Source organism: Gammaproteobacteria bacterium (assembly GCA_015709635.1).
GTDB lineage: Bacteria > Pseudomonadota > Gammaproteobacteria > Burkholderiales > Nitrosomonadaceae > Nitrosomonas.
Window position 1 is genome coordinate 3,103,137 of sequence record CP054180.1, and the last position, 26,169, is coordinate 3,129,305.

Below are 26,169 nucleotides of genomic sequence, written 5' to 3' on the forward strand. Positions count from 1 at the left end.
AGTAGCACTCATATTAAACTTGATTAGCCGGATGCGAATTACCCTAATGCGATACGGTTATTGATCTGCCCAAGTGACTTCTCAACCTGATCAACCAAAATAAGGCACAATTCACCATCCTGCAAATTGGATAGCGCTGCATCAATTGCGATAGATTCTCCGACTATTTCACTTATCTTTTGCGTACGTTTGGCATTACCCAAACCTTCGCGCAATAAAGTCAATACCTCTCCATCGGCACGTCCACGCTGGCATTGATCTTGATACAGCACCACTTCGTCAAACGCATCACCCAGGATTCTTGTCTGCTGGCGAATATCCTCATCACGCCGATCGCCCGCTGCACTAATAACCACCGAGCGTTTCTTTGATGGAATATTATCAATAGCACTTACCAGTGCCTGAATCGCATCGGGATTGTGACCGTAATCTGCAATCAGAGTAGCGTTGCGATAATTGAACAGATTAAAACGCCCCGGTGCCGTCTGTGTATCGCTTACAAAACCGGCTACGCCGGCATGAATAACCTTCCATTCCAGCCCCAGTGCCCAGCCGGCACCAATGGCGGCCATCACATTTTCTATTTGAAAATTGATGCTGCCGTTTTTGGTCAAGGGGATCTCGCTGAGTGGCATGCGGTATTCGCCAACCTCACCTGCAACGACGATACAACCACTTTCCACATAAATGACACGCTTATGCTGCGCACGGTGCATGGCCAGCACAGGATGATGTTTGTCGTGCGCAAAGAATATAACCGAACCGGGGCAATGATCGGCCATACTGGCAACGAGCGGATCGGCCGCATTGAGTACTGCAAAACCAGTACCCGGCATCACATTTTGCACAACAACCCGCTTCACCACCGCTAACTCTTCAGCTGTATTGATATAGGCCATACCTAGATGATCGCCCATACCGATATTGGTCACGACGGCTACTTGGCAACGATCGAATCCCAAACCTTCGCGTAGCAACCCCCCGCGCGCCGTTTCTAAAACAGCGGCATCGACATCCGGATGAAACAACACATTTCTCGCACTCTTCGGACCACTGCAATCGCCGGTATCAATGCACTGCCCGTCAATATAAACACCATCTGTACAAGTGACGCCAACACGCTTACGGTCCTTTTGCAAAACGTTAGCAATCAGGCGTGTTGTCGTTGTTTTACCGTTGGTGCCAGTAACAGCAATCACTGGAATACGCGCATCTTCGCCATAAGGGAACATGTAATCAATAATGGCTTCCCCCACAGCACGCCCTTTACCATACGAAGGTTGCAAATGCATGCGTAAACCAGGCGCCGCATTAACTTCTATAACACCACCACCCTGATCTTCCAATGAATTCATAACATTATCGCATACCACATCGATACCGCAGATATCCAGCCCTACCACTTTTGCAGCAGCAATCGCACGCGCCGCCAACTCAGGATGGACATCGTCGGTTACATCCGTCGCCGTGCCTCCCGTTGATAAATTGGCATTTTTACGTAATACGACGCGCATTCCTTTCACGGGTACGGATTCGGCCGTCAATCCCTGCGCCGCTAAGTGCGCCAGAGAAATCTCATCCAGATGGATTTTTGTTAACGAAGAAACATGTCCTTCGCCACGCATCGGATCACGATTGATTTGCTCCACTAACTCAAAAATGCTATGCACGCCATCGCCGGTAACTTGCGGAGGGTCGCGCCGTGCAGCGGCAACCAGCTTATTACCGACAACCAGCAGGCGGTAATCATGCCCGGGAATATAGCGCTCTACCAAAACATTATCGCTGATTTCAGCTGCGATCATAAAAGCCGCTTTTACCTGTTCGGCGGTGACAAGATTAACCGTCACACCTTTACCCTGATTACTGTCTTGCGGTTTTATCACGACAGGAGCACCTATCTCGCAAGCTGCCGCCCACGCATCGTCCGCATCCGTTACCTCCCGGCCTAGCGGTACCGGTATGCCAGCCGCATGCAACAGAGTTTTCGTTAATTCTTTGTCCTGTACAATTGATTCAGCGACAGCGCTGGTCCTATCACTTTCGGAAGCTTGAATACGGCGTTGTTTACTACCCCAGCCAAATTGCACCAGACTGCCTTCCGTTAAGCGGCGGAATGGAATATCGCGCGCAACTGCTGCCTGGACAATAGAACCCGTGCTCGGCCCCAGGCGGATATCTTCATTGAGTTCTCGCAAGCGATGCAGAGCGTCTGTTAAATCAAAAGCAGTATCCTCGATAGCCGAGGCACATAAAACCTGCGCCAGTTCGAAAGCCAGCAAACCCACTTTCTCTTCACTATACCCCACGATGACGCGATAGGTGTCTGCTTCCGGAGTATGTACGGTTCGGCTGAATGTTACCGGGCAACCTGCTTGTACTTGCAGCCCTAGTGTGGCAAATTCAAGTACATGAGCTATCGTGACAGCTTCATGATGACCGGCGGTCTGAAGTAAAGAAATCTCAGGAAAACGCTCACGTAAGCGCGCTTCAAAACCGGCAATAGTATCAATATTGTTTTCGGATCCACTACAGAAGATAGTTGCTTCAATAGAGGTATGCTGACTCCATAAATTAGGTCCGCGCAAAGCGCGCATGCGTAATACTTTCATAACTTAATCCCTTGAGTTTGTAATCCGGTGGGAAGATTCTGATTTTCAGATTTGAATTTTTCTTGACTAAAACCGAATGTTTCAATGCCAACACGTATAAGATCAGGTTCAATACCTAATGCCCAAGCAGCTGCCACTGCTGCCAATATATTTTCTATAGCTTGTGTGCTTTTCGCTCCGCCTTCCGAAGATAGTGCACCTACATCGATCAGTAATGCCTCACTTGAACCGGAAACAAGTACAATCTTGTCATTCCGCACTATCACAGCCCGTTTTCCTTGCGTAGGACCGGTTCCATTCGCACGATGTTGGATGATCACCGGTAAATCCGGCTCGCTACTGAAGAAGATGACTTCGCCATGACACAATTCGGATATCTCAACCAGCATTTCATCTTTTGCATTAAGCACGGCGGCGCCGATCGGCAGCTTCACGCCTTTTTCCACATCGTCAACGGCTGCAGCAGTAGGCGTTACAACATCGGCCTGCGTGCGCAACACAGTATAAACCTGCTTCCGGGTTTCAATTCCATGCCGTCCGAAATGATAAGCGGGGTCAGCATTTGTAATGACGCCGACCTGACAGCTATCATAGGCCAACCCTTCATTTAATAGCGTCTCAAAACCATTTTCAAAAACAGCAGCCTCAACGGTCGGATTCATCAACGTGCGATTTGCCGCCGCCCAATTAGCGCTATTGTTTTTGTCAATTTTCCTGTAATCCAGATAGAGTCCGTCGCTGCATGCCAAACCCGTTTGTCTACCGGAGAGAATCAGCAATCGGGCAACAAGGTAAGCAACCGACGTTTTACCATAGCTTCCGGAAATTCCGACAATAGGGATGCGGCCATTCTCTTGATTTGGGAATAAGTGATCTACGATTGCTTTTCCAACAGGCCGTGGTGTACCAATTGCCGGCTTGATATGCATTAACAAACTCGGGCCCGCGTTCACTTCAACAATAGCGCCGCCTTGTTCATTTAGTGGACGTGAAATATCGCTGGTAACCAGATCAATACCGGCAATATCCAAACCGATGACACGCGCCGCAAGTGATGCAATAGATGCGGTACCCGGATGAACTTGATCCGTCACATCGAATGCATGATTTCCATTACGCTGAATCAAAACTTTGATACCGGCCGGCACGATGGAATCGCGATGATAGCCTTGGCGCGCAATTTCTATTTGCGCTGCGCTATCCAAACGGATCAGATTGAGCGGATGATCTTCCGTCGGCCCACGCCGGGGATCGGAATTAATTTGCAATTCGATCAACTCGGCAATAGTTGAAACGCCGTCTCCATTAACGGATACCGAATCACCCCGTGTGGCGGCTATAAGACGGTCGCCGACAACCAGCAGGCGATGTTCAGTACCTGGAATATAACGTTCCACCAATACACCGCTGCCTTCTTTTAATGCCACATGATAAGCCGACTCGATTTCTTCGCGCTGGCTCAGCTCAATAAAAACGCCACGGCCATGATTACCATCGTATGGCTTGACAACAACCGGCATGCCGAGATCATTCGCCGCTTCCCATGCGGCTTCGGCACTTTCGACAATACACCCTTCCGGAACAGGAATACCGCAAGATTGCAGCAATGATTTTGTCAAGTCCTTATCGCGTGAAATGCTTTCGGCAACGGCCGGAGTACGATCGGTCTCAGCAGTCCAAATGTGACGGCAACGCGCACCGTAGCCCAACTGCACAAGATTCCCTTTTGCAATCAGACGGGTAGCCGGAATATTGCGCGCAATAGCGGCATCCACAATACAAGCTGTGGAAGGTCCAAGCCAAAGCGAGTCGACTAAATCGCGCAGATGCCGGATAGCGCCATCGACATCAAAAGATGGGTCATCGGACTGCTGAAAATTCATTGCGGCAAGCACCAATTCACGCGCAGAATGCAAAGCCGCTGTGGTGATTTCCGCATGCCATGCACTTAATGCCACTTTGTAAACACCACGCACCGAAGTTTCACGCGCCCGGCCGAAACCGCCACGCATACCCGCCAGATTCTGGAGCTCCAACGTGACATGTTCAAGAATATGGCACGGCCAAGTACCTTCCTGAACGCGGCGCAAAAAACCGCCACGCTCTTCATAACTGCAACGGTGCTCGATCAGCGACGGCAACCATGCCGATAACCGTTCATAAAAACCTGAAATCTTATCGGAAGGAAAATCTTCAAGCTCACCAATATCCACTGTGGCCTCAAGAGCGGGATAATAAGTCCATAGGTTAGGACCATTTAAGTGCTTTATTTCAATAAATTTAAGATCTTTCACACTATTGCACTCTAAATTTAAGGAGTCAGACATAGAATTCGAATCAGAAAGAAGAGATGCTATTAACGCTACTCACATTATTAGGTTTACAAAAAGCAAAACAATTTTCAGTTACATCATTTTTGTTATTTCCGGATGATTCTCAGAAAAATTCAAATAAATTGTTACAAACCAATCACATAATATAGTTTTTATTAATCTAGAAATCCATTTTCACGCATAGAATAATGGACGCTCCTCAGTCCGGCAGCTCTTTCTGTTGACAAAAATTTACTTGGACTCAGAATATATGATTGTTTATATAATGCTTTTACCATTACTCGTTACAGGTGACTCTTGGAAGATATGCCGCTCTACATCATGCTGATCGCATTGGTGTTCCTACTTGTTTTATCTGGCTTTTTCTCCCTATCCGAAACCAGCATGATGGCGATCAACCGCTATCGGTTGCGGCATCTTGCCAAGCAAGGTCATCGCGGCGCCCGCCTGACCATAAAACTGCTCGACAATACCGACCGGTTATTGGGCGTCATCCTACTCGGCAACAATTTATTGAACACAGCATCAGCAACCTTGGTTGCCATTATTGTCGCCACTCTTTTCGAGCATGACGATTTTGCCCTGTTGATGGGAACAATTGCGGTGACCTTCGCCATTCTGGTATTCAGTGAAATCACCCCGAAAGTCATTGCCGCCGCTTATCCTGAGCGGATTGCACTCGCAGCAAGCTATGTATTAACGCCCTTACTGATTATTTTCTATCCCGTTGTATGGTTCGTTAACTTGTTCGTCAGCGGACTGCTGATCCTATTCCGGCTAAAACCCAAAAAGGGTGAGCTCGAACAAAAAATCAGCACGGAAGAATTAAAAACACTGGTGCTGGAAGGCGGGCATTTTATACAGCACAAGCATCAAAGCATGCTATTGAACTTGTTTGATCTCGAAACCATCACTGTTGACGACGTCATCGTACCACGCAGCCGGATCGAAGCGATTGACCTGAATGCGGATGACGATGTCATCCATTCGCAATTGTTGACTTGCCATCATACCCGCTTACCGGTCTACCGTGAGCGAATGGATAATATCATCGGCATCGTGCATGTGCGGAAGGTATTGAATCAGATGCAAGGAGGTAAAATAACGGCCACCACGCTGGAAAAAGTCATGCGCGAGCCTTATTTCATTCCTTCCGGAACATCATTATTTGCGCAACTGCAGCTATTCCAGGAAAACCAGAAAAGAATCGGCCTGGTCGTTGACGAATACGGCGAATGGATGGGATTGATCACACTGGACGACATTATCGAGGAAATCATCGGCGAATTCACTACGCAAGCACCTACTCAAGCCAGTATGTTTCGCAAGCAGGAGGACGGCAGCATCCTTGTTGAAGGAAGCACTTTATTGCGCGAATTAAACCGCAAGCTTGGTTTTCAATTCCCGCTAGACGGACCGAAAACCTTGAACGGGCTGATCCTCGAATATTTCGAGGATATTCCCGAAGCGGGAACCAGCCTTAATATTGCCGGCTATCCGATGGAAGTGATCCAAACCAAAAATAGAATTGTAAAAACTGTTAAAATCTTCCCCATTGCTGCTGAAACAGCAGTAAAGCATTCCGACTAGCCGAGTGGATGAAATATTTATGTGCGCTACAAGTTGGACGGAAATAATAAAAGCAGTTATCCTTGCGCCGCAGTTATAACTTGAAGGTTTATTCATCAAAGCGCCCATAGCTCAGCTGGATAGAGTACCGCCCTCCGAAGGCGGGGGTCGCACGTTCGAATCGTGTTGGGCGCGCCAATCATCTATCAGGAAATTCGTTGCTCAAATAAGTTAAGGAAGCTCTGAAAAACTACTACGCTCAGCCATGCTGCGTTGAAATCAGGCTCAAAAGCTCATTTATCACTCGTAAACTGCGCTTTTTCGCCTGATTTCGTCTTGCCTGGCCATCGCTCGCTACCTTTTTCAGAGCTTCTTTAAATATAAAATAGGTTAATTATTTCTAAAAGGAAGTTTTTGGGATGTTTATCCCATTTTATCGCCCAACCGCATCGTCAACGCAATTCGCCGGCGTTTTTCATCGATTTCAACGACCTTGACGGTGACGACTTGCCCCACCTTGACGACTGTATGTGGATCCTTGATGAATTTATCCGCCAGCGCGGCGATATGCACCAGGCCATCCTGATGCACGCCGATGTCGACGAACGCGCCGAACGCGGCGACGTTGGTGACCACGCCCTCCAGCACCATGCCGGGATGTAAGTCCCTCATCGATTCAACGCCTTCCTTGAACGTTGCGGTTTTGAACGTCGCGCGCGGGTCGCGGCCGGGTTTTTCCAGTTTGTGCAGAATGTCTTTCACGGTCGGCAAGCCGAATTGCCCGGTGGCGTAGCGTTCCGGTCGAATGCATCATCACGCCCGTGCGACGTCGTGTTCAGCTCTCGCGGGCACTGTGGGTCTGCGAGTTCGCTTCAGCGGGGTTTCGGGGTTTCGGGGTTTTGAAGGTCCCCAGGGGCCTGGGGATCGGGTCCGGACCGCTGAATTCCGTTAGCGGGACGTGCGTCTCCGCCGCCGGTTGACCAGAAGCACTATCCCCGTGCCGAGGCATAAGGTAGCAAGAGTGTTGGGTTCCGGCACGGCCGTCATGACGGAGATTTCGCCGGTGGAGTAGAGGGTGGATATGTCCCAACGGAGGTCGGAAGGCAGGACGGGCAGGCTGATGGACGAGAACATGCCGTGCGAGGAGCCGCGGAAGTCGAAAAGATCGAAGCTCTCACCTCGTGTCACCGATATTGAGTCACCGGCGAGCCAGGAGATGTTGAGGATGCCGCCGAGATTCGCGGCGCCATAGACGGTAATGTGATCGGAAGCGAAGCTGCCGAGTCCCATCAACAGCCCGTCGGTCGAGTGGAGCACCAGATTGCCCTCGAAGGTGACGCTGGCGGCCGGGGAACTGCCGTCCCCGGGCGAGTAGGCGCCTGTGAAGCTGACTGTGCCGTGGCCAGTGAAGTTACCTGAGCCGTAGACGCCTCCGGTGAAGGCGGTCGTACCGCCGTCACTGGTGTAGATCTGGCCCGCGTTATAGGTGAGCGCCCTCCCGATTGTGACCACGTCGCCCGAGGTGTTCAGGACGACGTTGTTGGCCGTTCTGACCGCCAGGCCGCTGATGTTGCCTGCGTTCGGGAACTCCAGCTCGCCGAAGTTCGAAAGCGTGTAGCTCCCGTGAGGATGGGCATCGATGAGGCGGCCATCATTGACGAAGGTGCCGCCGGTGTAGGTGTTCACTCCGGTGAATGTCTGCGTGCCGGCTCCGCCCTTCACGACGCTGCTGCCTGCGGTTTCCGAGATCACGCCGGAGAAGGTGGCATTGGTCGAGCCGTTGATCGTCAGCGTGTTGCCGCTCAACGTCACCAAGCCGCCGCCGGCAAGCGAGCCGATCGTTTGCAATTTGCCACCACTCGCCACAAAGCTGCCGCCCGCATTCACGGTCAGGTCGGTCGAGGTGGGAAGGGCATTGGACACTAAGGCGACGAGGTTTCCCCCGTTGATCGTGGTCTGCCCCTCGTAGGTCATGTTTCTAGTAAAAATCAGATCTCCGGCTCCGCTCTTCGTGAAGTTGCCGGGGCCGGAGATGCTGCCCCCGACCGATCCCGGATAGGGGAAGCTCGGGTCGCCGAAAAAGACGGGGCCTGAGTTCGCAAACTCGAGGTTGCCGCTGGCGCCGTCGAACCCTTCGAGCCTGTAGTTCCCCTGCGGATGGAGATCGATAAGGCGCCCGTCGTTGTAGATGTGGGTCGTGCCAGACCAAAGAACCGGACTCCCTGTCCTGGTGAGGGTGCCCGAGCCGAGCAGCACAACGTCGCCGGAGCCTATGATTGAACCCGAAATTGAACCCGCATAGGTCCGGTTGTCATTGACGGGGAAGTAGAGCGTCGTTGAGGGAGCAAGAGCATAATCCCCGTGAGGATTGTAATCGAAGAGGCTGCCACCATTGACGGAGGTGCCGCCGGTGTAGGTGTTGTCTCCAGTGAGATAGAAACTTCCGGAGCCGGTCTTCACAAAGGCCCCGGCTCCAGTGATCCGGCCTGAAAAGTATACACCCTCAGCACCATTCGCGTTGAAGGTGAGAGACCCGCCGCTACTAAGGGTGTAGCTATCGCCCATCGGGATATTCTCGGTCAGGTTGCCGCCGGTGACAAAAACGCCGCCGCCCGCATGGTTGTCTCTACCGGTGAGGGTGAGGTTCATCGACCCGCTCTTAGTGAACGAGTGGCTCCCCTGGATCGTATTGGCGTAGGTCATGTTGCTCGTCCGCGTGCTGAGCTCCAGGTCGCCGCCATTGAACGTGAAACCGCTGGTGACGTAGGGGTTATGGAAGGTGGCGAGAACAAGCCGGCCACCCTCGACCGTCGTGGAGCCGGTGTAGTAGACGTCGGTCGTCATGGTCAGCGTTCCGCCGCCCGTTTTGACGAAATTGCCTGCGCCGTAGATATTGCCGGTGTAGGTGAAGTCACCATAATAATCCGGAATATTGAAATTCGCCGTGGCGCCTGCACGGACATTGTAATCGTTGTACGGGCTGTCCGTGATCAACGTGCCTCCGAACACATTGGTGCCAGAGACGACCCCGGGGCGTCCGCCAGAGTTGATGACGACCGTGCCGTCCCCATACTTGTTCAGACTCCCGCGGCCATACACGCTGGCGTTGAGGGTGAGTACCGATCCGGTGTCAACGTTCATATCCATGTATGACGAAGAAAGAGGAGTTCCGAAGGAAATGCCGTAGGTGGAATTGATCGTCACCGTTGGGCTGGTGTGGTTGACATTGAGATGCACGGGCGACGCGGAGGTGGCTCCCGAGGCGATGGCGCCGACGTTCAACGTCCAATTCTGCTGGGAGAAGTTCAGCGACGACGGACTGACGCTGTTGGTTGTCGTGACGATGCCGTTGATGTCACTGTGGCCACGACTGCCAAAATAGAGGTCGTAGATGCTCTCGTCGTTCGAGTTGACGAGAGAAGTGGCAAGGCCGCTTCCGCCTACATCCCAGTGGAAGCCATCCCAATCGTCGGAGCTTCCTCCGAGCCAATAGGCGTTGATCGCATGAGCGCAGGGAGCGAGGGCCAGGGTGGTAATGGTGCTGGCGAAAACGACGATCCGGGCGAAGGGACGGCGGCGTCTACCTTCACAATTAGAACTGGTTCGCTCATATTTAATTAAAGGAATAAACCGTAATTCTTCTTTGCTGTCTGGTGCAAATTTTGGCGAAATTTCTTTTCTAAAATATTCAGGGATTTTCATTCCTCATTCCTCATTCTTTGTGTGTAAGGGTTTGTTCCAAACCCACGATTTCCGTAATGTGTAACCATCATTGTGTCGCTAAAGTATTACAAGAACAGCATACTATAAATGTAAATGCCTGCTTTACGTTAGTTTGATTTTTGAGACAATCGGTCGTATTATTCCTGCATGTCAAAATCAAGTAAAAAAGAATTTAATCGAGAAGGTCTGCTGAATCAAGGCATTGTTTTTTTCATGAACCAAGGCTATCACGGTACCGGCCTACAGGAGGTCCTCGATGCGGTCAATGTCCCCAAAGGTTCTTTTTACAATTACTTCAACAGCAAAGAAGAATTTGGTGCGGCGGTCATCCAGCATTATATCGAGCCGTTCATTGCGCGGTTATCCACGCATCTCCAGCAATCCGGCTCCGATGCGCTGGGCGCCATCCGCCGCTATTTTGCCGAGCTTATTGTGGAACTTGAAGCAAACAAATTCAAAGGAGGTTGTTTGCTGGGCAGCCTTATGGGAGAGATTGGCAGCACCAGCGACATATGTCAGCAATCATTGCAATCGGCAATCGGGCGCTATCGGGATTTATTGCAATCGGGTCTGGCCCAGGCGCAGCAACAAGGATCTGTCAGAACGGACAAAAGCGCGGCAGAAATGGCTGATTTATTGATCAACACATGGCAAGGCGCGCTGTTGCGGATGCAAATAGAAAAATCATCCGCGCCGGTCAAGCAATGCTGTCACGATTTATTGAATGATTTTTTTGTCCGGTGATTATTTTTTTGGCATTTAAAAATACGACCGGTCATTTTTAATGAAAATTAAAGGAGAAAAACATGCCCAAATACATTATTGAACGTAAAATTCCTGCCGCAGGCTCGCTCACACCCCAAGATCTCCAGGCTATTTCGCAAAAATCTTGCGCCATTCTCAACAGCATGGGGCCACGTATCCAGTGGCTGGAAAGCTACGTAACCGACGATAAAGTGTATTGTCTCTATATCGCGCCGGACGAAGCTGCTATTCGAGCGCACGCAGAACAAGGCGGATTCCCAGTCACTCGCGTTGCCCAAGTTCGATCCGTGATTGATCCCGCGACGGCTGAATAGCCTCGAGAAATTTCTTGTTAACCTGATAATCAACATTTTTTACGGAGGCGGATATGCACCCTCGAGTTATTATTTTTCCCTTTTTGATTATGGCCGTTGCAAGCTCTGTCACATCATGGGCTACAGCTGAAAAAAAAAGCAGCCAATCACATGCTCCGGCATCCGGCGCAGTGCAACAATTTGATTCGAAGGAATCGCACGCGCCCCGTTTACAGAGTCTCGGCAAGCACGCATTCCCTGTCAGTACAAGCAATCCATTAGCACAGCAATACATTAATCAAGGACTCAATCTCGCGTATGGATTCAATCATGCCGAAGCGCGCAAAGCATTCCGTGAAGCAGCCCGGCTGGATCCCGGGCTTGCGATGGCATATTGGGGGCAAGCGCTGGTGCTCGGCCCGAATATTAACGCCATGATGGAACCGAACGAAGAGCCCCAGGCGCTGGAAATCATGCAACAAGCCAAATTCCTGATGATACGAGCTTCCGAAAAGGAGCAAGCACTCATCAACGCACTGGAGAAACGTTACTCGGGCAAAGCCGAGCACAGAACAACGAATGACAAGGCCTATGCGGCGGCGATGCGTGATGTGCATCAACGCTTTCCGGATGATCCGGACATTGCGATGCTGTATGTCGAGTCGATGATGGATCTGCGTCCGTGGGGCTACTGGATGCTGGACGGCACGCCCTATGAGGGCACTGCCGAAATTGTTGCGCTGACAGAAGACGTATTGCGGCGCTACCCGGAACACCCGGGCGCCTTGCATATGTACATTCATCTGATCGAACCGACGTCTACGCCGGAGCGCGCAGAAAAAGCGGCTGACACGCTGCTCAAGTTAATGCCGGAAGCAGGGCATATGATTCACATGGCGTCGCATATTTATCAACGTGTCGGCCGCTATGCCGATTCGATCAAAAGCAATCAAATGGCGATTGCGGCGGATGAATCTTACATCGCGCAAGATCATGCTCACGGTTTATATCCGATGGTTTACTATCCGCACAATATTCACTTTCTCTGGTTTGCGGCGACGTCGGATGGACAAAGCAAGCTTGCAATCGAATCGGCAAAAGAAACCGCCCGGAAAATCGATGATGACGTGCTAAAAGCAATTCCGCTGACGGCAGTTTTCCGCGTGACGCCGTATTGGGCACTGGCGAGGTTCGGGCATTGGCAGGAAATCCTTGATCTCGCTCCGCCGCCATCGACCAATGCCTTCTTGACCGGCAGCTGGCATTATGTGCGCGGCCTCGCGCTGGTAGCCACGAAACAGTTGCAACAGGCTGAGCAGGAACTCACGGCGCTGCGCAAAATCATGGCGGATCCACGGCTAGACCACCCTTTATTGTCGAAAAACACCTCGAGTACAGTGCTTCGCATCGCTCCGGAAGTACTTGCAGGCGAAATCGCTGCCGCACGAGGGCAATTCGATCAGGCCATTGCGTATCTTGAAAAAGCGGTTCGGCTGGAAGATGCTTTAATCTATACCGAACCGGCCGAATTTCATCAACCGCCACGGTTATCGCTTGGTGCTATCCTGCTGGAATCAGGTCGGCCGGAGGAAGCAGAAACAGTTTTTTGGGAAGATCTGCGGCGCAATCGCAATAATGGCTGGGCGCTTTACGGCTTAATGCAGGCCATGCGCGCACAAAAAAAGGATGATCAAGCGGCTTTGATCGAAGCACGCTTCAAAAAAGCCTGGGAACGCGCCGATGTGACGCTGACCGCACCCCGTTTTGGGTATCAAGCCAGGTAATCAACGCTAAGGAAGCTCTGAAAAACGACTGTGCTCGCCCAAGCTGCGTTGAAATCAGGTTCAAAATACTCATTTACTCAATGTAAATTGCGCTTTTTCACCTGATTTCGCTTTGCCTGATCATCGCTCGCTACCTTTTTCAGAGCTTCCCTAAGCTGTCATCCGGACAGATTCTTGACATCGGGTAATGTTAAACTATGCGTTTTATCGGATTATGCAACCTGGAAATTTGAATTGTTTACCGGAATCATAGAAGCCGTAGGTGTCATTGCCAGTATCCAGCCCTGTGAAAAAGGTCAAGGCGGTTTGTCATTGGCCATTTCCGCGCAACAACTGGATCTGAGCGATGTCACGCCTGGCGACAGCATTGCGGTGAATGGTGTGTGTCTGACGGCAACCGCATTGACGCATGATGCGTTTTCGGTCGATGTTTCCGGGGAAACATTGAGCTGTACCAACGGACTCGATCAACCCAACGTTTGTGTCAATCTGGAAAAAGCCATGCGCTTGTCCGACCGGCTCGGCGGCCATCTGGTCAGCGGGCATGTGGATGCGATCGGCACCGTGGTTAAGTTCGAGCCGGCCGGCGAAAGCTTTGTATTGGTTATTCAGGCACCGGAATCCATAATGCGGTTTTTAACGCATAAAGGCTCGATTACCGTCAATGGTGTCAGCCTGACGATCAATCAGATCGAAGCTAATACATTTTCTGTCAATCTCATCCCGCATACTTTGGCGATGACGAACCTGAAAGAACTCGCCCCGGGCATGCGTGTGAACCTGGAAACTGATATGCTGGCCCGTTATGTGGCAAGATTATTGAACATCTAAGCTTCGTCGGAGTTATCAGACATATGAGTATCAGCGCTATCCAAGACATCATTGCCGATCTTAAAACCGGCAAAATGGTCATTCTGATCGATGAAGAAGATCGCGAGAACGAAGGCGATCTGGTTCTCGCCGCCGATTTTGTAACCCCGGAAGCGATCAACTTCATGGCCACGCATGGCCGTGGCTTGATTTGTTTGACATTAACCGAAGAACGCTGCCACCAGCTGGATTTACCGCTGATGGTGTCGGCCAATCGCGCGCCGCTGGGCACCAATTTCACCCTTTCCATCGAAGCGGCCAGTGGCGTCACGACCGGCATTTCAGCCGCTGATCGCGCACGGACGATACAAGTCGCCGTCAAAGCCGACGCTAAACCGCACGATATCGTGCAACCCGGCCATATCTTTCCGCTGATGGCGCAAAAAGGCGGTGTATTGGTACGCGCCGGCCATACCGAAGCCGGTTGTGATCTGGCCCGGCTGGCTGGTTTGACGGCAGCCGCGGTGATTTGCGAGATTCTGAAAGAAGATGGCAGCATGGCACGCTTGCCGGACTTGATGGCATTTGCCCAAAAGCATCAACTCAAAATCGGCGCCATCGCGGATTTGATCGAATACCGCAGTCAAACCGAAAGCCTGGTTACACGCGTGGCGGAACGTACCATCCGCACTTCGCATGGCGAGTTTCTGCTAGCCGCTTTTCGCGACGAAATCGCCAATACCACTCACTTGGCACTGGTGAAAGGAACAATCGATCCCGCCACCGAAACCCTGGTGCGCGTGCACGAGCCTCTGTCAGCCATTGATCTGCTCGATATTCATGACAATACACACTCCTGGAGCATTCATGACGCCATGAAACTGATTGCCGAAACCGGACACGGTGTCATCGTGCTGCTGCACCGCAAAGAAAGTCCGGCAAAACTGATTGAACGTGTACAATCGAAAGAAACGCATTTTTCCGGCGCATCCAAACCGGATTTACGAGATCACGGTATCGGTGCGCAAATACTGAAGGATCTCAACGTCGGTAAAATGCGGCTGATGGCAGCGCCAAGAAAAATGCCCAGTGTGACGGGATTTGGTTTGGAAGTAACCGGCTACGTGGAAGCACCCAGGCTATAATTTATATTCTGACCGCTTAAAAAATACGCAATTGATTAATAGATAAAGAAAGGAGTCAGATATGCCTTACTATGACGATATACTTGAATTTGAGCCGAACCTGGATGGATCGGATTTACGCATCGGTATTGCCATGAGCCGCTTCAATATCGATATCGGTGAAGGACTGCTCAGCGCCTGCACCGCAGAACTGAAAAAAAACAGCGTGCTGGTTTCCAATATCCTGATCGTGACAGTCCCCGGCGCACTGGAAATTCCATTGACGTTGAAAAGAATGGCAATGTCCGATCAATTCGACGCCCTGATTGCGCTGGGTGCCGTAATTCGCGGCGACACGTATCACTTCGAAGTCGTCGCCAACGAATCCGCGCGCGGCTTACTGAATGTGCAACTGGAAGCGGAAATTCCCATTGCCAATGGCATATTAACCACTGATAACGAAGACCAGGCGATTGCCCGAATGAGTACCAAAGGTATGGAATCCGCGCAGGTTGCGCTGGAAATGGCCAATTTGCATATCAAAATTGATGAAATCGATTTATGAACAGCGCCGTGACAGAAACTGACCCGACCGCCGGCAACAAAACGGACAAATACAAAAGCCGCCGCCGCATCGCGCGCGAATTTGCCTTGCAGGGCATTTATCAATGGCAAGTGGCCGGCGGTACGGCAAGCTTTATCGAGCAGCAGTTGCGTGAATCCGATGAATTCAAGCATGTCGACGACAAGCATTTTGCTCACGTGTTGCAAGGTGTGCTGCAGCATGCGGAAGAATTGGGAAAAACCATCCAGCCGCATTTGGATCGCGCTTTGAATGAACTCAGCCCGGTGGAATCGGCAGTTTTGCTATTAAGCACTTTTGAATTGATCCATCACCCGGAAATTCCCTATCGCGCCATCATCAACGAAGCGATTGAATTGACCAGAACCTACGGCGGCAGCGATGGCTATAAGTATGTCAACGGTGTACTGGATAAATTGGCGGTTCAGCTTCGTCCCGTTGAAGCGGCAATGCCGAGGCAGGTAAAGCATCGCCTGTAAGGCCATTCCGGCGTGACCTCGGAATTCGATATTATCCGCCGCTATTTTAGTCGGCCTGTAACCGGTGCGGTACTTGGAATCGGTGACGATGCGGCACTCATTACCGTTCCAGCCGGAACCGAGCTGGCAGTCTCGACAGACACGCTGGTAAGCGGCAAGCATTTCTTCGCCGATGTTGATCCTTACAAACTCGGCTACAAATCCTTGGCGGTTAATCTGTCCGACATGGCGGCAATGGGCGCCAAACCCCGCTGGGCTTTGCTGGCATTGACACTGCCGGAAGCACTGGCAAGCCAAAATAAAACCTGGTTAACGGAATTCAGTGCAGGTTTTTTTGCACTGGCCGATCAGTATCACGTCGAATTAATCGGCGGCGACACCACCGCCGGGCCCCTGAACATCGGTATCCAGATTATCGGCGAAGTTGCGGCAGGCAAGGCTTTGCGCCGCAGTGGCGCACAATTGGGCGACGATATCTGGGTTTCCGGTAAACTGGGCGATGCCGCTTTGGCGTTACGGCATGAATTGCAACAGATCACGTTGGCATCCGATGAAATCGCGCAGTGCCTGCCGTCATTGCTGACACCGTCAGCCAGAGTGAAATTAGGACAACGTCTGACCGGCCTGGCGCATAGCGCTATTGATATTTCCGATGGCTTGATGGCGGATTTGGGGCATATTCTCGCCGCCTCGGAAAAAGCTGCTAATATCAACATAGCAGACATACCCTGTTCAGCGGTATTAAAGAAATACGGGCGGCGGACAATTGCCGTCGATTGTTTGCTGGCCGGCGGCGACGATTACGAATTATGTTTTACGACAGCGCAAGCAAACCGCCGCGACATTGAAAATATAGCCGCTGAATTGGCCATCCCGCTGACCCGTATCGGTGAAATTTCTGCCGGAAAGGGATTGACGGTGACAGACGAACAAGAAAATGCAATGACACTGGATATCAAAGGATATGACCACTTCCCTGCCTGAAACCCACGACTTGCCTAGCCCCCCAGCGCCGCAATTCCGGCCGGATATCTATTTTGTCTACAGTCATCCGGCTTCTTTCCTTGCGTTCTCCGGCGGCGTGGGACTCAGTCCCGTCGCTCCGGGCACAATGGGTACCATAGCTGCTTTTCCGTTATTCTGGCTGCTCAATCATTACCTGAGCCCGATTTATTTTCTCTTGCTGATCGACATCATGTTCATCGCCGGCATTTGGGCCTGCGGCCTGTGCGGCAAAGCATTGGAAAATCCGGATCACGGCGGCATGGTATGGGACGAGACCGTGGCATTCCTGCTGGTGCTGTATTTCACACCGGATCATTGGACTTGGCAATTAGCGGCGTTTATTTTGTTCCGCTTCTTCGACATCGCCAAACCGCAACCGATCCGGTATTACGATAACCACCTGACCGGCGGGTTTGGCGTGATGTTCGACGATATGGTGGCGGCTTTCTTTACCCTGCTTTGCTTAGCCGGGTGGAAAGCTTGGGTTTTATCAGAAACCTATTTCTAGGAAAATCTTGAAAAACCGCTGCGCTTTTTCACTTGATTCCGCTTTGCCCGGCCATCGCTCGCTACTTTTTCAGGGCTTCTTCCCCAGCATCACTTCAACAGCATCGATTCAACCGGCCTTTGCCACCATAGCGCGCTTCCTGGCGCTCGCGGAAGAATTCCTCGTAGGTCATGATGGATTGTTGCGGATGCGCCGCTTTCATGTGCTCGACATACGTGCTGTATTCCGGCACACCAACCATCAAGCGCAGGCTTTGGGAGAAATGGCGCAGAGTCAGGGTAATTTTGTTATACATGGTTAAATCTCCATTATTTATTGTCATTTGTCGCGTAAACGGGTAATAACTCAAACGGCGCTTCCTGCGCTGTCGGGTGATGAACGATGCGTGCTTGCAACACCGTCCGGACGCCAAAAAACAGCATGCTGATCAACACCGCCATGAACAAGGCAGCCAGCGACGTATTGACATAATCGTTAAAGATCACCTGCTGCATCTGTTCGATCGACTTCGCCGGCGCTAACACGATGCCTTGCGCCACCGCCTCCTGGTATTTTTCCGCATGCGCGAGAAAACCGATGCGCGGATTATCGTGAAAAATCTTTTGCCACGCGGCAGTCAGCGTGCAGACGCTGACCCACGCCACCGGAATGGCGGTCACCCAGGCAAAACGATCCTGCTTCATCTTGAACAACACGCAAGTCGCCAGAATCAACGCGATTCCGGCCAGCATCTGATTGGCGATTCCGAACAATGGCCAGAGCGTATTGATGCCGCCCAATGGGTCAACCACGCCTTGGTAGAGGAAATAACCCCAACCGGCAACGCACAGAGCGGTGGCGGCCAGATTGGCCGCCAACGAATCGGTGCGTTTCATCGCCGGAATGAACGAACCGAGCAAGTCCTGCAGCATGAAACGTCCGGCGCGCGTTCCGGCGTCCACTGCCGTGAGAATGAATAAGGCCTCGAACAAAATCGCAAAGTGATACCAGAACGCCATCATGGCCGTGCCGCCGACCACTTCCGACAAAATCTGCGCCATGCCGACCGCCAGCGTCGGCGCGCCGCCGGTGCGTGAAATGATGCTATGCTCGCCGACATTCTGTGCGGTTTGCGTGATCATTTCCGGCGTGATATGGAAACCCCATTGCGCGATCGTCTGCGTTGCCGATTCCGCCGTCGTGCCGATGATCGCCGCCGGACTGTTCATGGCAAAGTACACACCCGGTTCCAGGGTCGCGGCAGCGACCAGCGCCATGATTGCGACAAATGACTCCATCAGCATCGCACCATAACCGATGAAACGCGCATCGGTTTCCGATTGGATCATCTTCGGGGTGGTGCCTGATGCGATCAATGAATGAAAACCGGAAATCGCACCGCAGGCCACCGTGACAAACAGAAAAGGAAACAAATCGCCCGACCAGACCGGACCGGAGCCGTCGACGAACTGCGTCAGCGCCGGCATTTTCAGTTCCGGCGAAATCACAACGACACCGATGGCCAGACCAACGATGGTACCGATCTTCAGAAAAGTCGACAAATAATCGCGCGGCGCGAGCAGCAGCCAAACCGGCAATACTGCCGCAATGAAGCCGTAGCCGATCAGCAACCAGGTCAGTTGCTCACCGGTAAAGGTGAACATGGCCGCCCACACCGGGTCTTCCTGCACATACTGTCCGGCGACAATCGACAGCATCAGCAATACAAAACCGATCAGCGATACTTCACCGATGGCGCAAGGGCGGAAATAACGCGCATAAATTCCCATGAACAGAGCAATCGGGATGGTCGCGGCGACGGTAAACGTTCCCCAAGGCGACTCGGCCAGCGCCTTCACCACGATCAATGACAAGACCGCCAGCAAAATAAGCATGATGAAGAATGTGCCAAACATCGCAATCATGCCGGGCAATTGTCCCAATTCGGACTTGATCAGATCACCCAGCGACCGGCCGTTGCGCCGCGTGGAAATGAACAGCACGATGAAATCCTGCACGGCGCCGGCGAATACCACACCGGCCAGGAGCCATAGCATGCTGGGCAAATAACCCATCTGCGCCGCCAGTATCGGCCCCACCAGCGGCCCGGCACCGGCAATCGCCGCGAAATGGTGGCCGAACAACACGTACTTATTGGTCGGCACATGATCCAATCCGTCGTTGTGCTTGTACGCGGGTGTCATGCGCCTTTCATCCAGTTTCAATACCCGGCTCGCTATGAACAGACTGTAAAAACGGAAAGCGATCAGGTAAACACACACCGCCGCGATGACGATCCAGATCGCACCGATGGATTCGCCGCGATTGAGCGCGATGACGCCAAAAGCGGATGCACCCGCGAACGATAGAATTATCCAGACGATATATTTAACTAATTGATTCATAATTTTCCTCTACTGAGAACATACACTATTGCTGAAAGAGAGAGCTCAGAAATTCCAAATGGGTGTATTCCTTTCTTATTGAATAAACAACTCCGTGACAAGACCACGAGATTGTTTATTCTTTGCATGCAATCAACCTTTCGTTAGTAACGATCGGCAAACCGAACCTCTGTTCGTGATGCAAATGTATCCGGTTCGATTAATTTATTGCTTCCAGCTCTTTTCTCATCGTCCGATTGCATCACATGCATGTGATCGTGCCAATGAAGCTTTTCCCGCGTGGATTATGCATGGCTTCAATATGGCCACGCCATACCTTATCAGCGCTATGGCTTCGCGTATTTCCTGTGCACTTTGTTGGATACTTCGGCAGCTTCACGCGCAGCTTTCTTTTCTGCTGCTACTCGGCGCGGATCGCTGTCTTGATCGATCATGACCTTAAGCCGGGCTGCTGCCGATCGCGCGCCTGAAATGCTCCATGCGCGTTGATCGCTATAGTATAGTTATGCGGGTAGTTTTGCCGCGTGGATTTGTTTGGAATATGTAAGATTTTGCACCGCGGCAGTGATCGCAATCCTGAACCGGGTGTTTTCCCATCCCGACAGATATTTTGCTTTACATCCGGTTTGCACTTTAATATCAAGATAACGGAATCGATCAACACTAAGAAATACCAATTTGCGCGGACTCATAACCCTTTGATCGTCGACTCCAACCCAATCGGATCCACAAAGAATCAGCAGGCTAGATCAGTTCCTAACCTCTTTTAAGCACCACAATGACATTTGCAACGCATTCCGTGTGCTATCTCAGTTGCTATTCCGACTGATGATTTATGAGTTGACCATCAATTCTGCAAATCGCCCTTTTTCCGTAAAACCGCCAACAACTTCAGTGATTCCGACAAGCTTTTTCAGTTCGCAACCCCCACCACAAGCGGTGGGGTATGGAGTGCTTCTATTAATTCTCTGATCTCCAATTTTTCACTCCTAAAAAATGAAAAAATTAAATCTTCAGAAATTAAACGATGTCAATCGGCTTGTCTTCTCAAGAAAGCTGGTATATCCATCGGATCCACACCGGATTGACGCATCGCGGCCACGGTGGCGTTGCCTCTTCTGCCTGTGCGGATGACAGCAGGTTCTTCAGCGGAAAAAACGGAATCCCGGTCGTCTGTGCCGGTACGCGTATGCACCACGGTTAACGGAGAATTCTGATTTTGGTTCTGGCCGACCATGCTGCCAAGACCGGTTGCGACCATGGTAACGCGCAGATTATCGGTCATATTTTCATCGATGACGGTACCGACAATAATCGTGGCATCTTCAGCGGTCAGATCTTTAATGGTGTTCATCACTTCATGCACTTCGCGCATTTTCAGCGACGAGCTGGCGGTAATATTCACCAGAATGCCACGCGCTCCGGCCAAGGAGATATCCTCGAGCAGCGGGCTTGATACCGCACGTTCCGCCGCAACCCGGGCGCGATCGACACCCATGGCAATGGCCGAGCCCATCATCGCCATGCCCATTTCCGACATGACCGTTCTGACGTCGGCAAAATCGACGTTGACCAAGCCGGGGCAATTGATCACTTCGGCGATACCGGCTACCGCGCCGTACAGCACGTCGTTGGCGGCTTTGAATGCATCCAGCATGGAAATATCGTTACCCAGGACCATCATGAGCTTGTCGTTCGGGATCACGATCAGCGAATCCACATGCTGCGACAGCGCTTCCATCCCTGCCTTTGCAGCCGCCAAGCGTTTGCCTTCAAAAGCGAAGGGCTTGCTGACGACAGCCACGGTTAAAATGCCCATTTCCTTGGCCACTTGAGCCACCACCGGCGCCGCACCGGTGCCGGTACCGCCACCCATGCCGGCGGTGATAAACAACATATCCGCGCCTTGAATCAATTCGGCGATGCGGTCACGATCTTCCAGCGCGGCTTCGCGGCCGATTTCCGGATTTGCTCCGGCGCCCAGCCCTTTGGTAATACCCGTACCCAGTTGCAGTACCGTTGGCGCTTTATTGCTTTTCAATGCCTGGGCATCAGTGTTCATACTGATGAACTCAACGCCTTGCATGCCGTTCTGGATCATATGATCCACCGCATTGCTGCCGCACCCACCAACACCGACAACTTTGATGACTGCTTCTTGAGTTTCGTTATTCATGATTTCGAACATAGTGTTTCTCCTTTAGTACATTGAAATTAAAGCCGCTTGACTGCTATACCACCCGTGAAATTCCGCATTAAAAATTTCTTTGGAACCACCCCTTCATTCTGGAGAAAATCTGCTTGGCAGAGCCTCCTTGTAATCTTGAACCATGTTGATGCTGCATTTGTTCGATACCGGCCAGAATCAAGCCGATCCCCGTCGAATAACGCGGCGTATGGATCACGTCTTTCAAATTGCCGTGATAATTGGGCAAGCCCAACCGCACCGGCATGTGAAAGATTTCCTCGCCCAATTCCACCATGCCGCGTAACGAAGCCGATCCGCCGGTAATCACGATGCCCGATGACAGCAATTCTTCAAACCCGCTGCGGCGCAATTCGGCTTGCACCATGCAATAGAGCTCCTCGGCGCGAGGCTCGATCACTTCCGCCAGGGTTTGCTTGGAAAGCTGGCGCGAACCGCGGTTACCGACATCCGGCACTTCCACCATTTCATGGGTATCGGTGAGACTCCGCAAGGCACAACCGTAGCGGCACTTGATGTCTTCCGCGCTCTTGGTCGGCGTGCGTAACGCCATCGCAATGTCGTTGGTGATTTGGTCTCCCGCGATCGGAATCACCGCGGTATGGCGGATGGCGCCATGAGTGAACACCGCGATATCCGTCGTTCCGCCGCCGATATCCACCAAGCAGACACCTAAATCCTTCTCATCCTCGGACAGCACCGCCATCGCCGAAGCCAACGGTTGCAGTATCAGATCGCGGACTTCCAGACCGCAGCGATGCACGCACTTGACGATATTCTGCGCGGCCGAAACGGCGCCCGTGACAATGTGCACTTTCACTTCCAGCCGTATACCGCTCATGCCTACCGGTTCGCGCACATCCTCCTGGCCGTCGATGATGAATTCCTGATTCAAAATATGCAGAATCTGCTGATCGGCGGGTATATTCACCGCTTTTGCCGCTTCCATCACACGCTCGACGTCTTTTTCGGTAACTTCCTTGTCTTTGATGGGTACCATGCCGTCGGAATTGAAACCTTTGATATGGCTGCCGGCTATTCCGGTGTACACCTCATGAATCTTGCAATCCGCCATCAGCTCCGCTTCTTCCAATGCACGCTGAATGGCATTCACCGTCGTCTCGATATTCGCCACCACGCCTTTCTTCAATCCGCGCGAAGGATGGCTGCCCAAGCCAATCACCTCAAAACCGCCGCCATCCGGGATGACCTCTGCGACAATGGCGACAATTTTTGATGTGCCAATATCGAGACCGACAACCAGATTTCTATTTTCTCGAGCTTTATTCATCTAATCCCATCTCCATGGTCTTACGTTTCTCTCCTCGCGCCGGATTTACGGGGTGCTTGTTGCGTTACTTCGGGCATGCGGATGGCAAAACCGTTGGGATAGCGCAAATCGACATAGGCCAATGGCGCTTGCTGACTTAGCCGCGCAATACTGTGGTTATAAACCAAAACATAACGAGCCAGCCGCTCCTCAATCTCATTCCGTCCCAGTTCCAGCACTGTTCCGGTGTTGAGCTGAATACGCCAAGCGTAGCGCGCGGTCAGGCTTATTTCCGCGATTCGCTGTTGCAATGGCGCCAAAATCTGATTGAAGCGCCGGAATTGCTGCGCCACTTCGTGCGCGCTGGCTTCATTCGGCCCGGTAAACACCGGCAGCTCGGTATCCGCAGTTACCCGGAACACCTCGCCGTAGGTATTCACCAGTGCATGACTACCCCAGTAGGCCAATGCCTGATGCTCTTCAAGTGTCACGTTCAACCCGTGCGGCCATTCTCTTTTCACCCTCGCTTCCCGCACCCACGGTAATTTTACAAAAGCTTCGCGCACTTCAGTAAGATTTACCGAAATAAAATTTCCTTCGATTTCATTTCTCACCAGTTGCTCGATTTGATCGCGCGTCACATGTTCCAGCCCGGCTTTGTTTTTTTTCGCACCTTGAACGACTTGCACATTAATTTCCTTGATCGGAAACAATGGCGGCTGGATCAGCTGCAGGCTGATGGCGTATAAAACCGCCAGCGCCACCGCAGTGAGCAATGTTCCGGACAACAGATTCAAGGCGTGATGGTTATTCCACATGAGCCAAATCCAATATTTTCAAAACCAGATCGTCAAACGAAATCCCTGCCGCTCTGGCCGCCATCGGCACCAAACTGTGGCCGGTCATGCCGGGCGAAGTATTCGCTTCGAGAAAGTAAAATTGATTGGTTGAACTCAAGATCAAATCAACCCTTCCCCAGCCCTGACAGCCCAGCACCTGGTACGCTTTTACTGCTTGTTTCTGGATCGCCGCTTCCAATTCCGCCGGCAAACCGCTCGGGCAAAAGTATTGCGTTTCATTGGAAAAATACTTGGCTTGATAATCGTAAAGCTCACCGGCAATTTCGATTCGCACTACCGGTAGTGGCGTTTCACCCAGAATCGCCACGGTCAATTCCTTACCGGCGATGAATTCTTCCGCCAGCACCAAGGCATCATGCCGGGCAGCCAGCCGGTATGCTTCTGCCAGATCCTCGACGCGCTTCACTTTGGTCAAGCCGATCGTCGAACCTTCGCGCGCCGGTTTGACGATCAACGGCAACCCCAGTGTCTCAGCAATCTGCTGCCAATCACTGTCAGCATGCAGCAAGGCATAGCGTGGCGACAGAATATCCACGGATTGCCAGATCAATTTGGTGCGCCATTTGTCCATCGCCAGCGCACTGGCCATGACACCGCTGCCGGTATACGGCAATCCCATCAATTCCAGCGCACCCTGAATCGTGCCATCCTCACCGAAACGTCCGTGCAATGCGATAAAGACCCGGTCAAAACCTTGCTGCTGCAGCTTTTCCATCGCTTGCTGCGCCGGATCGAAGGGATGTGCATCGACACCGCAACGCAGTAACGCATCCAGCACAGCCTGCCCGCTTTGCAGCGATATTTCCCGTTCGGCGGAACGGCCACCCATTAGCACGGCTACTTTGCCAACGTTATGCACTGTCACTACGTCAATCTCCTGGCGTCACCAATGATCCGGATTTCCGGAACCAGCCCGATACCCGTTGCTTTCTTCACTCTGCTTTGCACCATCATGATCAAAGCCTCGATATCCGCCGCGCTGGCATTACCGGTATTGACGATGAAATTGGCATGCTTGGGCGACACCATGGCGCCGCCGATAGGGCATCCCTTCAAACCGCAGGCTTCGATCAGGCGCGCCGCATAATCTCCCGGCGGATTGCGGAATACCGAACCGGCGTTCGGCTGATTGAGCGGCTGGCTGGCCACCCGTTGCGCCAGCAATTGCTTGATCCGCTCCCGCGACTGCACCGGATCGCCCGGAGGCAATCGCAAATACCCGCCAGCAAACCATTCCGTCTCGATCGCTCCGGCTGGTCCGGTTTGCCGTTGCACACTGCGATAGCCGATCGCGTATTCGCTTGGCTGGCGCATCATGATTTGTCCGCGGCGGTTGATGATCTGCACTTGTTCCACGATTTCCCAAGTTTCCGAGCCGTAGCATCCGGCATTCATGGCCAGCGCACCGCCGACCGTACCCGGTATCCCGGCCAGGAACTCCGCACCGGCGAGCTGGTGCTTGGCGGCAAAGCGCGCCACCTTGGCGCAAGCTACCCCGGCGCCCGCATAAATCAATCCGCCGGATGGGTTCTGCTCGATCAAGCGCACATCATTCAAGCGCGCATGCAGCGCCACGGCAGTGCCGCGCAAACCGCCGTCTCTAACCAGCAAATTGCTGCCCAAGCCGATGACATGAATCACTTCGCACGGCGATTGCCGCAGGAAATCCGCCAAATCATCCAGATCCGCCGGCACATAATAACGATCAGCGCAACCGCCGGCACGCCAGGAAACATGCTTGCTCATCGGCTCATTCATGCGCATTTCTCCCCGCAGCGCAGCGATATCAATCTTATCGCTTGTCTGGTCCGTAACCGGCATGGTTGTCCTCGTATTTTGCAGCAACGCAATCACTTCCCAT

General features: G+C 52.1%; 20 protein-coding genes, 1 tRNA gene and 1 pseudogene. 11 read left to right on the forward strand and 11 right to left on the reverse strand.

Translation table 11 applies throughout. The features are described 5' to 3' along the window. Positions 1-38: 38 nt before the first annotated feature. Positions 39-2,612, reverse strand: coding sequence for a cyanophycin synthetase (cphA, locus tag HRU78_14770; GenBank protein QOJ24744.1), 2,574 nt, complete (start codon positions 2,610-2,612; stop codon positions 39-41). After that, on the reverse strand, positions 2,609-4,939 hold the full coding sequence (cphA, locus tag HRU78_14775) for a cyanophycin synthetase (protein QOJ24745.1): 2,331 nt from the start codon (positions 4,937-4,939) through the stop codon (positions 2,609-2,611). Before cphA (HRU78_14775) ends, cphA (HRU78_14770) begins: the two co-directional genes overlap by 4 nt. A gap of 312 nt (positions 4,940-5,251) precedes the next feature. Between cphA (HRU78_14775) and HRU78_14780 the strand changes: the two genes are divergently transcribed. Both HRU78_14780 and HRU78_14785 read left to right on the forward strand, forming a co-directional pair. Beyond that, positions 5,252-6,535 (forward strand): HlyC/CorC family transporter, encoded by a 1,284-nt coding sequence (locus tag HRU78_14780; protein ID QOJ24746.1) that lies wholly within the window; start codon positions 5,252-5,254, stop codon positions 6,533-6,535. 100 nt (positions 6,536-6,635) lie between these two features. After that, positions 6,636-6,712: transfer RNA gene (locus HRU78_14785), tRNA-Arg, on the forward strand. 225 nt (positions 6,713-6,937) lie between these two features. Here the strand turns inward: HRU78_14785 and HRU78_14790 are convergent. Both HRU78_14790 and HRU78_14795 read right to left on the reverse strand, forming a co-directional pair. Next, positions 6,938-7,321, reverse strand: a pseudogene (locus tag HRU78_14790) (S1 RNA-binding domain-containing protein). Between the two features lie 141 nt (positions 7,322-7,462). Further along, complete coding sequence (locus HRU78_14795) at positions 7,463-10,216, reverse strand: autotransporter-associated beta strand repeat-containing protein (GenBank protein ID QOJ24747.1); 2,754 nt, start codon at positions 10,214-10,216, stop codon at positions 7,463-7,465. Positions 10,217-10,384: 168 nt separating this feature from the next. Here HRU78_14795 and HRU78_14800 point away from each other — a divergent pair, with 168 nt between their 5' ends. The 9 genes from HRU78_14800 to HRU78_14840 all read left to right on the forward strand — a co-directional run bounded on the left by HRU78_14800 (position 10,385) and on the right by HRU78_14840 (position 17,588). Then, positions 10,385-10,981, forward strand: a complete 597-nt coding sequence (locus tag HRU78_14800; GenBank protein QOJ24748.1) for a TetR family transcriptional regulator C-terminal domain-containing protein — start codon at positions 10,385-10,387, stop codon at positions 10,979-10,981. Between the two features lie 62 nt (positions 10,982-11,043). Next, on the forward strand, positions 11,044-11,316 hold the full coding sequence (locus HRU78_14805) for a DUF4242 domain-containing protein (protein ID QOJ24749.1): 273 nt from the start codon (positions 11,044-11,046) through the stop codon (positions 11,314-11,316). Between the two features lie 53 nt (positions 11,317-11,369). After that, positions 11,370-13,079, forward strand: coding sequence for a hypothetical protein (locus tag HRU78_14810; protein ID QOJ24750.1), 1,710 nt, complete (start codon positions 11,370-11,372; stop codon positions 13,077-13,079). 234 nt (positions 13,080-13,313) lie between these two features. Beyond that, positions 13,314-13,910: a riboflavin synthase gene (locus HRU78_14815; protein ID QOJ24751.1), complete on the forward strand. Its 597-nt coding sequence runs from the start codon at positions 13,314-13,316 to the stop codon at positions 13,908-13,910. A 23-nt stretch (positions 13,911-13,933) separates the two neighbouring features. Then, positions 13,934-15,034, forward strand: coding sequence for a 3,4-dihydroxy-2-butanone-4-phosphate synthase (ribB, locus tag HRU78_14820; GenBank protein ID QOJ24752.1), 1,101 nt, complete (start codon positions 13,934-13,936; stop codon positions 15,032-15,034). A gap of 61 nt (positions 15,035-15,095) precedes the next feature. After that, complete coding sequence (locus tag HRU78_14825) at positions 15,096-15,578, forward strand: 6,7-dimethyl-8-ribityllumazine synthase (GenBank protein ID QOJ24753.1); 483 nt, start codon at positions 15,096-15,098, stop codon at positions 15,576-15,578. Further along, on the forward strand, positions 15,575-16,075 hold the full coding sequence (gene nusB, locus HRU78_14830; GenBank protein QOJ24754.1) for a transcription antitermination factor NusB: 501 nt from the start codon (positions 15,575-15,577) through the stop codon (positions 16,073-16,075). Before HRU78_14825 ends, nusB begins: the two co-directional genes overlap by 4 nt. 12 nt (positions 16,076-16,087) lie before the next feature. Then, positions 16,088-17,059, forward strand: a complete 972-nt coding sequence (gene thiL / locus HRU78_14835) for a thiamine-phosphate kinase (GenBank protein QOJ24755.1) — start codon at positions 16,088-16,090, stop codon at positions 17,057-17,059. Next, a complete protein-coding gene (locus HRU78_14840; GenBank protein QOJ24756.1) occupies positions 17,040-17,588 on the forward strand; it encodes a phosphatidylglycerophosphatase A in 549 nt (182 codons plus the stop codon). The genes thiL and HRU78_14840 overlap by 20 nt, the downstream gene beginning before the upstream one ends. A 94-nt stretch (positions 17,589-17,682) precedes the next feature. Here HRU78_14840 and HRU78_14845 read toward each other — a convergent pair whose 3' ends face one another. From HRU78_14845 to murB, 7 genes are all read right to left on the reverse strand, one after another. Then, positions 17,683-17,883 (reverse strand): YbdD/YjiX family protein, encoded by a 201-nt coding sequence (locus tag HRU78_14845; protein QOJ24757.1) that lies wholly within the window; start codon positions 17,881-17,883, stop codon positions 17,683-17,685. A 13-nt stretch (positions 17,884-17,896) separates the two neighbouring features. Then, positions 17,897-19,972 carry a carbon starvation protein A gene (locus HRU78_14850; protein QOJ24758.1) on the reverse strand — a complete coding sequence of 692 codons (2,076 nt, stop codon included), beginning with the start codon at positions 19,970-19,972 and terminating at the stop codon, positions 17,897-17,899. 1,030 nt (positions 19,973-21,002) lie between these two features. Then, positions 21,003-22,160, reverse strand: coding sequence for a cell division protein FtsZ (gene ftsZ / locus HRU78_14855; GenBank protein QOJ24759.1), 1,158 nt, complete (start codon positions 22,158-22,160; stop codon positions 21,003-21,005). A gap of 67 nt (positions 22,161-22,227) precedes the next feature. Beyond that, complete coding sequence (gene ftsA / locus HRU78_14860) at positions 22,228-23,469, reverse strand: cell division protein FtsA (protein ID QOJ24760.1); 1,242 nt, start codon at positions 23,467-23,469, stop codon at positions 22,228-22,230. 20 nt (positions 23,470-23,489) lie between these two features. Further along, positions 23,490-24,266, reverse strand: a complete 777-nt coding sequence (locus HRU78_14865) for an FtsQ-type POTRA domain-containing protein (protein ID QOJ24761.1) — start codon at positions 24,264-24,266, stop codon at positions 23,490-23,492. Then, positions 24,256-25,173, reverse strand: a complete 918-nt coding sequence (locus HRU78_14870; protein ID QOJ24762.1) for a D-alanine--D-alanine ligase — start codon at positions 25,171-25,173, stop codon at positions 24,256-24,258. Before HRU78_14870 ends, HRU78_14865 begins: the two co-directional genes overlap by 11 nt. Continuing rightward, positions 25,173-26,129: a UDP-N-acetylmuramate dehydrogenase gene (gene murB / locus HRU78_14875; GenBank protein ID QOJ24763.1), complete on the reverse strand. Its 957-nt coding sequence runs from the start codon at positions 26,127-26,129 to the stop codon at positions 25,173-25,175. Before murB ends, HRU78_14870 begins: the two co-directional genes overlap by 1 nt. Between the last annotated feature and the right edge of the window lie 40 nt (positions 26,130-26,169).